Origin of the sequence: Colwellia psychrerythraea (genome assembly GCF_000764185.1) — a bacterium.
GTDB lineage: Bacteria > Pseudomonadota > Gammaproteobacteria > Enterobacterales > Alteromonadaceae > Colwellia > Colwellia psychrerythraea_B.
On record NZ_JQEC01000015.1, the window covers coordinates 136,342 to 150,209 of the forward strand.

Here is a 13,868-nt window from a genome sequence, read left to right on the forward strand (position 1 = left end):
CTAACCACGCTTAAATAATAATCATATTTGCAGCCATAACTAACAATAACGCTGCGAAGATTTTTTTGATCAAAGGAACGGGTAAAGCATGAGTCGCTTTGGCCCCTATCGGTGCTGTAAACCAAGAAGTACACACAATACCCAATAAAGCAGGTAAGTATACGAAGCCAGCAAATCCATCTTCTAAAGCAAAATGAGTACTACCTGAGCTGATGTAACCTATCGAACCAAATAATGCGATAACAATACCGCAAGCAGAGGCACATCCTATGGCTTTTTTCATATCGAGTGAGAAAAACGTCAACAAGGGCACCAAGAGTGCACCGCCACCTATACCTATCATAGCAGACAACCCTCCAGTGATCGTGGTGAAAAAAGTTAACAGACCTTTGCTGGGCATTTTAAGTACTTTAGCAGAGTCACTTTTGGTGCTGCTGTACAACATCTTCAATGCAATGAGTACCACGCTCACAGCAAACACTATGCGTACAACATTCCCTGGTAATAATGCTGCCATAAAGCCACTGATAAGCGCACCAAGAGCAACTCCTGTCATTATCCAAGGGGCTAGGTCCCAGGGTACATTGCCATTTTTATGATGAGCGATTGCTGAAGACGTTGAGGTGAATAATATCGACGCCAATGACGTTGCAATTGCAACGATAACCACCTGCTCAGGTGGTAAAACCTCGAAGTGAAGTAAAATACTGCTCAACACTGGAACAATAACTAATCCTCCGCCAATACCTAACAGTCCTGCCAGAAAACCAACGCCACTGCCTAGTAACGCACAGTATATAATCAACAACAATAATTCACTCATTCAGTTCACTTCTTAAAATAATCAAGGGGGTATCACATTGCAAAAATGCAGTTATGTTCTTATTAAGTTGATTAATATAACTGATACCCACTTAAACATTCAATGAACAAGGGCGTGAATATTTCTCATGGGGTATGTGAAATAAATGCGCTTTTCTTCATGGTTTGATCCACGTATAAATTGCACTCTGCTGTTAACTCTAGTGACTGATAAATCTGAAAGTAAGATTGGGATGTCCAGAAAGAGTAAGCAATAAATTTAGGTTTTATCTCAAGCTATTACCTCAGCTTTTATCTCAGAACATAGGATACCGGATCACCATGAATAAAGATTTTACCTTTACTATTAAGAGCACTTCTCTTGATGAAAATTATCAGCCCTCAGACAATACACGTATCACGACCAACTTTGCTAATTTGGCGAGAGGAAATTACCGTCAAGCAAACTTACGCAACGCCTTAAAGATGATTGATAATAGTTTTAATGCCTTGGCAAATTGGGATAACCCCAAAGGCGATCGTTATTCTGTCGAACTTGAAATCATTTCGGTTGATATGGATATTGAAGGCAGTGGTCAAACCTTCCCATCGATTGAAATATTGAAAACGAATATTGTTGATCATAAAACTAACAAACGCATTGAAGGCATTGTAGGAAATAACTTTTCCTCTTATGTGCGAGATTATGATTTTAGCGTATTACTGCAGAACCATAATAAGAATCAGCCCCAGTTTAGCATTCCAGAAAATTTTGGCGAACTGCATGGCAAGCTCTTTCAGTATTTCGTCAATTCAGATGTTTACCAGCAAAACTTTAAAAAGACACCGGTAATTTGTCTCAGTGTTTCAGATAACAAGACCTATCATAGAACTGAAAATCAGCATCCCGTATTAGGTGTTGAATACCAGCCAAATGAATCTTCTTTGACTGAGCAATATTTCAAAAAAATGGGCTTACAGGTTCGTTATTTTATGCCACCAAATAGTGTTGCACCGCTAGCTTTTTATTTCTTTGGTGATTTACTTAATGATTACACTAGTCTTGAGCTTATAAGTACCATTAGCACGATGGAAACTTTTCAGAAAATCTACCGACCAGAGATTTATAATGCTAATGCTGTTGCAGGAAAGTCCTATCAACCAAATTTAAAGAGCCAAGACCATTCTATAACTCAAATTGTTTATGATCGAGCAGAGCGTAGCCAGTTGGGTAAAGAGCAGGGAAAATTTGCTGAGGAGCACTTCATCAAACCTTATCAAACTGTGCTTGAGCAATGGTCTGCCAGTTACGTGCAATAACTGCATTTAATAACTAGGCTCAATAGCTACGTTAAAAACTAAGTTACGTTTAAAAAAACACCAAAATATACGGCATCATTTATCATGAAAACTAATACTCTTAAAGCAATATTACCTACGTCAACAGCAGGCAGTTTACCTAAACCGGCTTGGCTTGCAGAGCCTGAAACACTTTGGTCACCTTGGAAATTGCAAGATGAGGAATTAATTGCGGGCAAACAAGATGCTTTACGTTTGTCATTGCAAGATCAACAACAAGCAGGTATCGATATTGTCAGTGATGGCGAGCAAACCCGCCAACATTTTGTTACTACATTTATTGAAAACCTCAACGGCGTTGATTTTGAAAAACGTAAAACCGTTAAAATTCGTGACCGCTATGATGCGAGTGTTCCAACAGTCGTAGGTCCCGTATCTCGTCAAAAACCTGTTTTTGTTGAAGATGCCAAGTTTTTACGTCAGCAAACCAAACAACCAATCAAATGGGCGCTGCCAGGCCCCATGACGATGATAGATACGCTTTATGATGACCATTATAAAAGTCGCGAAAAACTCGCCTGGGAATTCGCCAAAATTCTCAATCAAGAAGCCAAAGAGTTAGAAGCGGCTGGTGTTGATATTATTCAATTTGATGAGCCTGCGTTTAATGTGTTTTTCGATGAGGTAAATGATTGGGGCATAGCTTGTTTAGAGAGAGCAATTGAAGGACTTAAATGTGAAACTGCTGTACATATTTGTTATGGCTATGGCATCAAAGCCAATACAGACTGGAAAAAGACGTTGGGATCAGAGTGGCGACAATATGAAGAAGCGTTCCCCAAACTGCAAAAATCTAATATCGATATTATCTCACTAGAATGTCACAACTCTCATGTTCCAATGGAGCTACTTGAACTCATTAGGGGTAAAAAAGTGATGGTAGGCGCCATCGATGTCGCCAGCAATACCATAGAGACACCAGAGGAAGTAGCTAATACTCTACGAAAAGCACTTAAATTTGTAGATGCCGACAAGCTCTACCCTTCTACTAACTGCGGCATGGCTCCTTTGTCTCACCAAGTGGCAAGAGGCAAGCTAAATGCCCTCAGTGCAGGGGCAGAAATCATCAGAAGAGAACTTTCGGCCTAGGACGTATTGATCTTTGCCTTGGGTAATCATTAAGACAAAGATAACGTCGAATAAGTCGAACAGATCCAGGCCAAGACAGGTCAATTGATCATGGACAATGATTTGTTGGCTAGAATAGTGAGCGTAGCCAGCACAATTAAATAGTTATGTGTAAACTATTTAATTGTGATCGGTTGTCCTTTTATACCGGCGTAAAACACAATAATTTCTGCTGGTACGTTGCCACTATTTTCACCAAAGTGCCATTTATTTACTAATTCAACGATGGGATCACCTGCCGTCATAATCAGTTTCTTTCCAGCTTTGTTTACAACCGTCAACTCACCTTTTATTAATACTCCCGCATTAATAAAAGGGTGTTGATGAAGTGGTAATGTAACCCCTGCAGGAATAGTTATCTTAAGAATCGTAACCTCTGGTTGACCTTCCGGGTATGATAGAAGTTGACTGCCATCCCAGCTATTTGTCGACTTTACTAATGTCTGAGAAATAATAGTTGTTTCTATTTGTTCAGCAGAGACCGATAACGTAAACAAAATCATCAGTATTAACCCAATTAAAACTCTCATTTTTCACTCCAAGTACAGTATATAAATACCAATCCCGCGTAAACGGCTAAATAATAGTTGGCTATTATGTTAAGCGGTGCGAAACTCGGCCAACTGTGACGAGTCCTGCTTTAGTGGTTTATTATATGCAAATTACTCTTGAACTTGCCAATTTGACGGGAAGCTAACCCACTGACATTTACTAGAGTTATTTAATGTATGAGTCGGTTCTAAAACTTCAGAATCTGAAAAACAACCACCTGCTACACCAATTAAATGAGGCATTGTGGATATAGTCCAATACAGCGTAATGCCACATTGAGTACAAAAATGACGATTTTGTTCGTGGTTTTGCTCTTTATGCCATAGTTTATAAATTTTAGTATCGCCTGACTTATTTAATACTGCATCGGTTTTAAAATAAGTAGATATACCAAAAGCACTTCCCGTACGTTGTTTACAGTTTGTACAATTACAAACCGAATTCATTTCAGGCTTACCTGAAACTGTTATAGATATTTGCTTACAACAGCAAGTTGCTTCGAATGTCACAAAACCTTCCTTTGCATTGGTGTTATCCACTTAAGTGGACAAAAATAGTTGGTTGAAATGTGAAGCGAAGCGGAACCTAACCAACTGTTTTTGTCGCACTTCAAACTTGAAACTAAGTTTTTACTACAACCTTACTGATTAACAATCTCTTTTCGCTCTTTTTCATATTCTTCGTAGGACTTAGATATAACCTTGTTACATTCTACATGCTGTTCCCCCGTCTGTGCTTGATTTACACACTCACTTTTTTGATAATCTTGACCTATTTGGTATAAATCTTTGCTAGTGCAAGCTGTTAAAATGACTACAAGAAAAAGGGAAAATATACATTTATTCATAGGATAACCTTCAGAGTATATAAAGTTAACATTTAAGATCAATAGAGTGATTTATTACCATAAAGTTCAACAGTAATGGACATTGATGAAAAATAGCAACTTATTATGGAGACACCTTAGTAATGCACGCCCCATAACTTTAATTCAACAAACCTTAACCCTCCTGTTTTCAATAACTTACAAAATAAAAATGTTTGTTTTTTGTTAGGGCTCGAATATTACTGAGGTTCATTAGAGAATATATGGCAAAAAATTAAATATTAATATCAGCTAAGCCACTTTGAGGACATTAGCGATTACGGATAATTGGACTGATTAGATTTTGTATCGATAACACCTCAACAAGCAGAGAGTAATAATTTGCTATAGTGTGAAACAAAGTGGAGCCTAGCAAACCGTTACGAGTTCGACTTTATTGCCTTGTTAACTTCTATATTCAAGAATCGAGCAACATAGAATGATAAATTATACCATCCGTATTTTGTTGAGTAGCGTCTAAACGAAAACCGAAACTCTCATAAACTGGAATAGCCATCGTCGAAGACTTTACCCAGTAGTTGCCATTACCTCCATGAGCTAAGCAAATTGCATTTGCCGCGGTCCATAATTGCTTTGCGATATTTAACTTTCTAGCCGTAGGGTCAACAAAAAGCTGACTTAACTTCTCTTTTTCATATATTGCTATGACTCCAACAATTCTGTATTCCTTAATAAAGCATAACATCAAATATTCCTCATTCTGGATGCGACTTTTTATAGCTTTCAATTCGAGAGTTTCTTTAAAATGTGCAACTCCTTCTTGATTAAAGTCAGTGTTACTTTCTGGCTGAGCAGCGCTCAGAATGAGAGATCGAATTCCTTCAGCATCATTGATTGTAGCTTTACGTATACTCATTATAACCTTAGGAAGTTAACGCCTTACTAAGAGGCGATTAATTGTTGGCTAAAATGTGAAACGAAATGGAACCCAAGCCAACCATTATGAGTCCGTTCTTAAACGCCTTGTATGTGTATTTACTGCAATGTTTGGGTTGGCGAGAAATCCACTTTCCAAATATCCAACTCGTACAAGTTGCCTTTTTGATCTACATTTAACGCGGCTGACACAGAAGTGCCATCAATATCTTTAAACATATATTCTGCAACCTCTTCACCTAGTTGTCTACCAGCATAGTTTTCTCCGATAGCTAGACTTCCCATACCACCGTCATCCATTGGATTGACAAGTAATTGGGTAATATCTACTTCCAATTTAGCTATCTTCATCAACTTTGTGATTATTGCTATTTCAGTTGAATTCCGCATTATAGATACTAACGCCCTAATAAGGGCTTTAATTGCTGAGCATTACTTCATAAAAATCAAAAGAATAGGCCTTATCTAATCAGACCTGCTGTTTCATTTGTAGCACATGTGTAGCAGTTTGGTTTACACGTTATTTGCTCACACGATATCACTAAGTCGTCTCTGAATACCATATTGCTGGCTAAAATGTGTAAGGGACAAACAACAGACATCTGTTATTTGTCCCTTTAAATGACTTATGCATTTATGCCCCTTGAAAGCTAAGAAGCTCTCCCATGGCATGAAATTCTAACTGCTTAGGGTTACTTTCTACGTTTAAGTATTCTTTCATTGAATCAAAAAGCTCATCAGGATCAGCAAGATCTGTATCTGTATATACTAGTATTGATACACTAAACTTCCTGAAATAAGATTTAAGTTTTTTCATTTCTTTTTCGAAGTTGGCAAGCGCTTCGGCATTTATATCTTTTTGTAGTTTACCCTTTGTTCCTGTTAATGCACCATGAGTAGACCATGGTGATAACTCAAACCCAACTTTACTCATGTTGTAAGGATTTATAATTGTAAAATCTAAACGATATTCATGTTTCTTTTCTATACCACCATACCTAAACTCTGGAATAAGCAACGGAACGCTTTCAGGGTCATCACTATTCCGCACAAATTCACAATACCTTTTAGCAACCTCTAATTCATGTTGAGAGCCAGAATTTCTTACTAAGGTATTCTTAAAAAAAGTTAAATATTGCTCAATATCAGTAAAGTTAATTACCTCATCTTCACTTGGTACAACCAAGCCTGTTTCCAATATATGGCCAATCGTCCAATAAATTTTCTTAAAGCGACGGATTTCACTTTTATCATTTTCCCACTGTCCATCTCTGAACCTCGGAGCAACTAAAATACCGTACGATGCATTCTCTTGACCAATCCACATAACAGCCTCTTCAACTGTTGGGCGAACTTTAGAAAGCTCATCAAATTTCCTTAAATAAGTGCGTTCCAAAAATAAATGAAGCCATTCTCTAACTAGCTCTTGATCGCGGTAATGTACGAAAGCATCGTAATATTTGTTTCCAGTCTTTGCCCATCTGCCAATATTCTCAAGAACACTTAAAAAACCTTTGAGATAAAGTGTCCTGAACTGTTGTGGGGTATCAATAACTTCATTTTTAATATCAATATATTCAGCGTATTTACCTCCATATGTAGCATTCAACGAGTGCTCATTTTTATAACCAGTCAACTCTAATACCTCTGAGAGCATTGCTTTAATTTGCGCCGATAACGCACTTATTTCTTTATTTCTTATAGTTACTTTAGGATCTCTTTTTGTCACATTTGCCTCGTAAATCTGAAGTTTTAAAAATGCATAACGGGTCACTAAGCGGAAATTAATGGTTGGCTATAATCGCAAAGGGGTGGCCAACTGTTAATTTTCCGTTTAAGGGACTTATTATAGGGCTACACTCCCCAAGCTTTGATTAAAGATTCAAATGCTACGTCTTTCCATTCATCTCGCCATTCATCAAGGTATTTTATGTCACTTGAAGATGGTGGCGTTTCGCATGGATCAATTTTAACTAAGGAAGGAACTGATATAGCATCACCAATAAGTAGAGCCTCTCCTTCGGTTAATGAAGGCAATATATTAGTAATATCACCCACGGTATCGGGAAGTAAACGTTTTACAAAATTTTGATCTTCCTTATTAGTTAACCTCATTGAAATAAAACTACTACATTGAGAAAAAATGGTTTCAGATATTTCAGATGGTCGTTGACTTGCTAAAAGCAAGGTAACACCATATTTCCTACCTTCTTTCGCTATTCTTTCAATAGCTTCTTTAGATGCTCTGTATTTACTTAAACTGCTTCTAGGTGCATATTTGTGAGCTTCTTCATACACTACTAAAATAGGTACATTTTGTTCTTGACCATTTTTCTTTCTATATTTTTTGTTATAGTAACCAACTTCGAAAATGAGTCTAGAAATAAGAGAAACGCATATGCTTAATACCTCAAAAGGTATTCCGCTTACATCAAAAATGGTTATATTTGCTTTTGATTCATCTTTATAACCGATTATTGATTCCAAAGTATCTTTAAAAGTGACCCCTTTGGTTTTAGAACCAACTAAAAAGTCTAGCCGTTTATCATAGATCTTATTTTCTAACCGGTTAATGAAATTAATAAGTTTACCGTTTAACGTTCCTGTTGCAGAAGTGCCCTTAGGTTCAAGGCCATCTTTAAACAGGCGACAAGCAGTATCGTCCCCATAAACAAATTCGTCACCATCAACCCACTTAATATTGTTTTCTTTATCTTTTTTCTCATTATTTCTATTTTTTATATAACTCAAAATTTCTTTAATATCGAAATAAAGCGGAGAATCATAATGAATTCTTTCTCTTGCACTGTCATCACCAGAAAATTTATGCTTTTTATTTAAAACAATAGCTTCTCTAAAAACATTCCGCTGGTTATGGTCATTTGCTTCGGTATCTAAAAACAACTCCTCTAATTCCTCACTGTTCAGCAACCAATAAGGAAGGATTAATTGTTCAACGCCAAGTACATTTGCAGAAGGAAAAGCTGCACTATATTCTGAATGTATATCAAATATTGCAATATGAGAGTTATTCAGTCCATCAAAAGGTGATCCTTTTGATTCTGTAGCCTTTTGTAATATTTTAGCTACAGTGTGTGATTTTCCTGAGCCACTAGAGCCAACTATTGCTATATGTTTATTAAAAAAACGATTACCGTTTACAGGAACTAAAACATCACTATTTAAAGAGAGTGTTGAAAAAGTAAATCTTTCATTTTCATTAACACTACTTTCATAAATAGTTTTAATGTCTTCAATTGTTGCTGGTTCTACCTTTTTCGGTGGTAAAGCTAAAGAATCCCCACCTCTATAAAACTTACCATTTTTAACAAGCCCAATTGGGCTTGCATCAATAAGGTATTTAGGTTCGCCACCATTTTCATCTGCGACAATTGAGAAATTTTCAATAATAGCAAGAAGGGCTACATCATCATTATCAGAGACTCGAAGGTACGACCCAACTTTTAATTTTTCTTCCGCAACTTTGAACTCTTCGAGTTTATCAACTGATATCTTTATTTTATTAGGGCTGACTGAAATGACTTCAGCATTTACCTCTGGCTTATTGTTCATTAGACTAAATCCTTTATATCTTCAAAATTTAAAATTTGCAGCTTTGTATTTTTAACTTCTGCCTCAAATTCGACAATTAATTCATTTTCATTGGTATAAAATTGATAAATTTCAACCCTGGACTTTGCCGATTCAACTGCTGTCAAAAGGTCAGCTTCTGTCTCTATGTATTGAAATTTGATATTTAAATCTATTTTCGCTTGTACAACAGTATCTGCACAAAATTTACTTCCCATAAAATTATATCCATCAGAAAAGTGAAGTCCTTCGCTAAACACTTGTTCTTTAACTAAATGTAAAACTTCTTTTTCTTTACTATGTATATATATGTATGGGGAATAAGGTTTTGATGCTCGTTTTGAAAGGTTTGACCAATTTTTTTGAATAGAATAAATGCAATCTTTAATTTCAGTAATGCCTTTGGAGTTGTTCGCATCAATGATAAAAAACCTATCGAATGGCTGAGTGTTTAAATTTCTAGAAAACAGGTCTGATTTAAGTTTCCTAAGATAAGATTGACGGCCTTTATATTTATATAACCAAACATTGAACAACGCTTTATTATTACTTAGGCTATTTATGAATTCTGATTTTGTAACTTTCCGACTATGATGACTGCAACCAAGTTTTGTTATAATTGAAAAAGCTGTGTTGTAATAATAATGAGTAGATTCTTGTTTTGTACAAGAAAAAACAGTCATTAATTTTTCAATGACTTCATCATATTGTTTATCAAAGCTTTTAGCTTTATTATCTATCGTCAACTTATCAAGAAACCTTTCTAAATCATCATCCGATAAATTCAAAATCAAATGCTCTTCGTATTTAATTTTACCTTTTTTGTAAGTCAGGAATTTATCTTTTAGAAAAGTAAGTGAAATGCTCGGCGGTAATTTATCCTGCCCATCTTTATAATGCCCAAATAAATGATACTTACCTATTTGATCTTCATTTTTAGAAAAATGTTCGAGCATTAACCTTATAGGTTTAGCGATAACGGAATGGTTATATGAAGTATTTTCATAATATTTACATTGAATCGCACACAACTCACCCTGTTGTTCAATATCAACATCTTCGATGCCTTCCACTTCAATACTATCTGTATCGCTCTCAAGTGATAAAATCTCAATAATAGATTTATCAAACTGATAACAATAACCTCTAATAGTATCTATCGCACTTCTATCCAAAATAAAATCCTTTTAGTGATGATTGACTCTGTTTGTAAACTAGCCCTGTAACGCCGTATTAAGCGGACTAAAACTGTTGGTTGTAATGTGGAGCAAAGTGGAACCTAACTGGTTGTTTTGGTTTCATTTAAATACCTTACTAGGCAATTATTCGACAATCCCTTCACGTTCCAAAACTTGGCGGATATCCTCAAATATCGCGGATATATTCCCTTTAGGGAATCTTATTTGGCCAAGTCCTTGTATATTACTGAATTCCTCACAGCCATCTTCAAGTAAAACTATTGCTCTTTCAAAACCAAGCCTTCCCTGAAACAATCCCACTTCATGAATGACATTCATACGTGCATGTAAATTACCATCTAATTGTTCATCTTCGGCAGTCATAACCAAAAAAGCTATACATGACTGATCTAGCATTTGAGCTAAACGTGTAATGTTAGTTACACCTGCTACTGGTACTCGATTGAACTCATCCCATGGTAGGTTAAGCCGGTCACTAACAAAATCTTTAAGCTCTCTCCAATGGTGTGAACGTCCATGACCGATGAATATATTAGTGCCAATGCGATCGTCTACAATTGATTTTTTTTCCATATTTTGAATATGACTAGCTAGTTTATTGATATTTTTCTTTAGATCGCAACAAGCTTCAAATGGCTGTTTAGCTGAAAGGCACTTTGATATTACAGCTATATGAGGAGGAGTTACGAGCCCTTTTTCAATAGCAATCATATCTCGAGACATCATTTGACCTTTAGGTCTTTGATATTCTACCAAGTCATTTTCAGTAAATACTTTTGAAGATTCAATTTTATCTACTAACCCCTCAAAAAATTTATCTGTATCAGAGCCAAAATTTGAATGAATTAATGAAAGTACGGATGACTTCACACTATCCAGCTTTTCTCGTGCTTTTTTTCCCTCAACGAGATACTTATCAATTTCAGGTCTTCCAGCTTGTTCATAAATGAAATCAATTACAGATTCAAATTGGTATTCTCTCCAGCTTCCATGAGACCCCATAGAATATACATCTTCTAGCCCCCATTCTTGACTAAAAACAGCACCTGAAGGTGGGGTTTGAAATTTTTCATAGTATACTCGGGAGTGATAACCAAACCACGAACCCGACCAAGAGTTACCTATATTGTTTGCTATATCTATTAGGTTATCGATTTCTGGTGCTTCTAACTTTTCAAACTCACTCAATTCATCTGAAAATCTAAAAAGTTCTTTTGAAATTGACATTAATACTCCTTAAAATTTATCCAGACGACCAAGTTACCTAACCGCTTTATTATGAGGAAAAAGTCCTTCTTTCTACAAGATGAAGTTAGTCGTCAATAATTTATAATAACGAGAGATTACTTGATTGTTACCTGTAGATCAATGAGTTAAAAAATAACAAATCAACCGTTCGATATGTGAAAGAGAAAATATCCGCTCTTTCTTGGAGATATGAGGAATCACAGTCTCCAGTATAGGAACACACTAACAATAAAATAAATATTCATGATCAGTACAGTTATTTACAGAACTCCAAGTTAAAACAAACTTCGTTTGTTCTTTCTAACCGCCAATTGAAAAATCGAGTCGTTATCATCTTACCTTGATAGAGCAATCCTTTAATGGTTTGGATCAAGTTTCCATCATAATGTCCTAATTTACATTCGCCTGTTTCAGTGTTTACTGCGTTATCGTAGGCAAGCCGTAACGGTTGGTTTTTACGTTTAGCAAATACACCACCCATTGCATTAACATAATCATGCCAACGGCTTTCATCTGCTGCTTGTCTGGCTTTTTCAATAATGGAATCAACACCAAGCTTTTGTTTTAATCGTCTTAATTCACGCCACACAGAGACACTAGCACCACCAATTTGCTGAAATTGACGAATACACCAACAAGACGACCAAGCATCCACACGTTGCGCTGCGGTGATTGGGTCTTCACCATAAACACCTTTATCAAGTCCTTTACCATCGATGTTCTTTGAAACGTACTTAGCAATATAACCCGTAGCACTGCCTTTCTTTGGGTCAATGAGTTTAAAGTCACAACGGTTTTGTGCTGCGCCTTTTTCATCACCATCTTCTTCTAATGAGTAATGGCTAATCACTCGTTTAATATCTTCAATATGGTGTTTCTCTGCAAACAACAGGACATACCAATGCGGTGTGCCGTCATGTTGTGGCTCTGCCACACGAAAACCATACGGTTTTATATCTTTTCTGTTCCATTCTGCTCTGACTCTTGACCACACATTACAAAGGTATTGATTTGCTTGATAAGGCGTAAAACCTTGATACTTGGGATTGGGTTGTCCTGATTTTGAAAATACCGCATGATATTTAGACGGACAGGTAATCGTGATAAATATACCTTCGTGACCATGCTCTTTTGATAGTTCTTCACAACCGCGCATACGCACCATCAATTCAGCTTTTCTTATCGCTGGATTTGATACGTTTAAATCGGAGAGTTCTTTTAGTGAGAATTGCTGACCGATATCATTAATCACGGTCATTGAACTAAGCATCTGCTCGTTTCTTAGCTTTTGTTGTTTACGTTTTTTAACGGTTAAATCACTGGCGTAGATTTGCTTGTATTTACTAACAAGGTTTAATTCAATCGCTGCTTGTTCATACGCTTGGTTAAACAGTTTTCGTAACCTGCGCATCCACCAATGTTTATCTAACATGCGTTTGATTGCGCCTAGTTCGGTTACACCTTTTTCAGTGACCGCAATGGGCTTAATTCTATATGTTGCCGCATAGTCAGTGAGCAGTTGGTATATCTCGTTGCTGTTTGATTGGCAAATAACTGCTAAAGGCTCAAGACTTTTGTTTGCTGTGGAAGCTGTCATCTTTCTACTCGCATTATGATGCAGTGCTATACGTCTGCATCGGTCGGCACACTCCCGAGCAATATCTCTGATTTCTTCATCATCCACCGTCAGCGCATATCTCAATTTTTCAGGTAACAATCTCACCACTTTGTTAGTGGCATTGAGAATATATAAATTACGTTCACGCCTTACCTTGAGCTTAAAGGCGTTATTTAAGATGATACGCTTTATTGGGTCAGGTACTTTGGTTAGTTGTTCAAAGATAAAAGCAACATCGGCTCTATCTGCTGAGCACTCATGGCGCGGCTCTGTTAGGAAGGAGTAATCACGAAAAACAGGCAGTTGCTTGTTTAACGCTATTTCAATCTCATCACTTTGATTAGGCATTGTTTTGCTCCTCAAAGTGTTTCTTTCCTGCATCACTGACTCGAATACGCCAATAACTAATACCAAATGACTGTGTTAGCTCTTTTTCTAAAAAGCCTCTAACTAGTAAACCCTGTATTTGGTGTTTCTTGATAATTTGACCAGCAGGCTCCGAAGGGAAAAGTCGACCTAACTGATTACAAATATCAATACATAAGTCGATGTGGTTGCCTTGAGAAAACCAACGCAAACTAAACATAAGATTTGAAGGTAATGTCTTCAT

14 protein-coding genes are annotated in these 13,868 nt (G+C 36.6%); 2 read left to right on the top strand and 12 right to left on the bottom strand.

Going from position 1 to position 13,868, the window contains the following annotated elements; genetic code table 11:
* Positions 1-10: 10 nt before the first annotated feature.
* Positions 11-823, bottom strand: a complete 813-nt coding sequence (locus GAB14E_RS15095; RefSeq protein ID WP_033081632.1) for a sulfite exporter TauE/SafE family protein — start codon at positions 821-823, stop codon at positions 11-13.
* A 320-nt stretch (positions 824-1,143) separates the two neighbouring features.
* On the opposite strand from GAB14E_RS15095, the gene GAB14E_RS15090 reads away from it, so the two are divergent.
* The gene (locus GAB14E_RS15090; RefSeq protein ID WP_033081633.1) at positions 1,144-2,121 is read left to right on the top strand and encodes a DUF1852 domain-containing protein; all 978 of its coding nucleotides are present in this window, start codon (positions 1,144-1,146) and stop codon (positions 2,119-2,121) included.
* A gap of 84 nt (positions 2,122-2,205) precedes the next feature.
* Positions 2,206-3,249 carry a methionine synthase gene (locus tag GAB14E_RS15085; RefSeq protein ID WP_033081634.1) on the top strand — a complete coding sequence of 348 codons (1,044 nt, stop codon included), beginning with the start codon at positions 2,206-2,208 and terminating at the stop codon, positions 3,247-3,249.
* Between the two features lie 155 nt (positions 3,250-3,404).
* Here GAB14E_RS15085 and GAB14E_RS15080 read toward each other — a convergent pair whose 3' ends face one another.
* From GAB14E_RS15080 to GAB14E_RS15035, 11 genes are all read right to left on the bottom strand, one after another.
* Positions 3,405-3,791 carry a cupin domain-containing protein gene (locus GAB14E_RS15080; RefSeq protein WP_231562010.1) on the bottom strand — a complete coding sequence of 129 codons (387 nt, stop codon included), beginning with the start codon at positions 3,789-3,791 and terminating at the stop codon, positions 3,405-3,407.
* Between the two features lie 159 nt (positions 3,792-3,950).
* A complete protein-coding gene (locus GAB14E_RS23995) occupies positions 3,951-4,349 on the bottom strand; it encodes a GFA family protein (RefSeq protein ID WP_052093562.1) in 399 nt (132 codons plus the stop codon).
* Positions 4,350-4,480: 131 nt separating this feature from the next.
* Positions 4,481-4,687, bottom strand: a complete 207-nt coding sequence (locus tag GAB14E_RS15075) for a hypothetical protein (RefSeq protein ID WP_033081636.1) — start codon at positions 4,685-4,687, stop codon at positions 4,481-4,483.
* A gap of 436 nt (positions 4,688-5,123) precedes the next feature.
* A complete protein-coding gene (locus GAB14E_RS15070; protein ID WP_033081637.1) occupies positions 5,124-5,582 on the bottom strand; it encodes a GNAT family N-acetyltransferase in 459 nt (152 codons plus the stop codon).
* Between the two features lie 119 nt (positions 5,583-5,701).
* Positions 5,702-5,992, bottom strand: a complete 291-nt coding sequence (locus GAB14E_RS15065) for a DUF6984 family protein (RefSeq protein ID WP_033081638.1) — start codon at positions 5,990-5,992, stop codon at positions 5,702-5,704.
* 244 nt (positions 5,993-6,236) lie between these two features.
* On the bottom strand, positions 6,237-7,331 hold the full coding sequence (locus tag GAB14E_RS15060; RefSeq protein ID WP_033081639.1) for a hypothetical protein: 1,095 nt from the start codon (positions 7,329-7,331) through the stop codon (positions 6,237-6,239).
* Between the two features lie 125 nt (positions 7,332-7,456).
* Positions 7,457-9,175 carry an anti-phage-associated helicase HerA gene (herA, locus tag GAB14E_RS15055; protein WP_033081640.1) on the bottom strand — a complete coding sequence of 573 codons (1,719 nt, stop codon included), beginning with the start codon at positions 9,173-9,175 and terminating at the stop codon, positions 7,457-7,459.
* On the bottom strand, positions 9,175-10,368 hold the full coding sequence (locus GAB14E_RS15050) for a DUF4297 family anti-phage-associated protein (protein ID WP_052093563.1): 1,194 nt from the start codon (positions 10,366-10,368) through the stop codon (positions 9,175-9,177). Before GAB14E_RS15050 ends, herA begins: the two co-directional genes overlap by 1 nt.
* Positions 10,369-10,515: 147 nt before the next feature.
* Positions 10,516-11,619, bottom strand: coding sequence for a TIR domain-containing protein (locus tag GAB14E_RS15045; protein ID WP_033081642.1), 1,104 nt, complete (start codon positions 11,617-11,619; stop codon positions 10,516-10,518).
* A gap of 277 nt (positions 11,620-11,896) precedes the next feature.
* A complete protein-coding gene (locus tag GAB14E_RS15040; RefSeq protein WP_052093564.1) occupies positions 11,897-13,606 on the bottom strand; it encodes a replication endonuclease in 1,710 nt (569 codons plus the stop codon).
* Positions 13,599-13,868: a hypothetical protein gene (locus GAB14E_RS15035; protein WP_033081643.1), complete on the bottom strand. Its 270-nt coding sequence runs from the start codon at positions 13,866-13,868 to the stop codon at positions 13,599-13,601. The genes GAB14E_RS15040 and GAB14E_RS15035 overlap by 8 nt, the downstream gene beginning before the upstream one ends.

Coding starts and splice junctions, on each gene's coding strand:
- GAB14E_RS15035 (WP_033081643.1), bottom strand. CDS start 13,868: ATGAAGACATTACCTTCAAATCTTATGTTTAGTTTGCGTTGGTTTTCT.
- GAB14E_RS15075 (WP_033081636.1), bottom strand. CDS start 4,687: ATGAATAAATGTATATTTTCCCTTTTTCTTGTAGTCATTTTAACAGCT.
- GAB14E_RS15095 (WP_033081632.1), bottom strand. CDS start 823: ATGAGTGAATTATTGTTGTTGATTATATACTGTGCGTTACTAGGCAGT.
- herA (WP_033081640.1), bottom strand. CDS start 9,175: ATGAACAATAAGCCAGAGGTAAATGCTGAAGTCATTTCAGTCAGCCCT.
- GAB14E_RS15090 (WP_033081633.1), top strand. CDS start 1,144: ATGAATAAAGATTTTACCTTTACTATTAAGAGCACTTCTCTTGATGAA.
- GAB14E_RS15085 (WP_033081634.1), top strand. CDS start 2,206: ATGAAAACTAATACTCTTAAAGCAATATTACCTACGTCAACAGCAGGC.
- GAB14E_RS15040 (WP_052093564.1), bottom strand. CDS start 13,606: ATGCCTAATCAAAGTGATGAGATTGAAATAGCGTTAAACAAGCAACTG.
- GAB14E_RS15045 (WP_033081642.1), bottom strand. CDS start 11,619: ATGTCAATTTCAAAAGAACTTTTTAGATTTTCAGATGAATTGAGTGAG.
- GAB14E_RS15070 (WP_033081637.1), bottom strand. CDS start 5,582: ATGAGTATACGTAAAGCTACAATCAATGATGCTGAAGGAATTCGATCT.
- GAB14E_RS15065 (WP_033081638.1), bottom strand. CDS start 5,992: ATGCGGAATTCAACTGAAATAGCAATAATCACAAAGTTGATGAAGATA.
- GAB14E_RS15080 (WP_231562010.1), bottom strand. CDS start 3,791: ATGATTTTGTTTACGTTATCGGTCTCTGCTGAACAAATAGAAACAACT.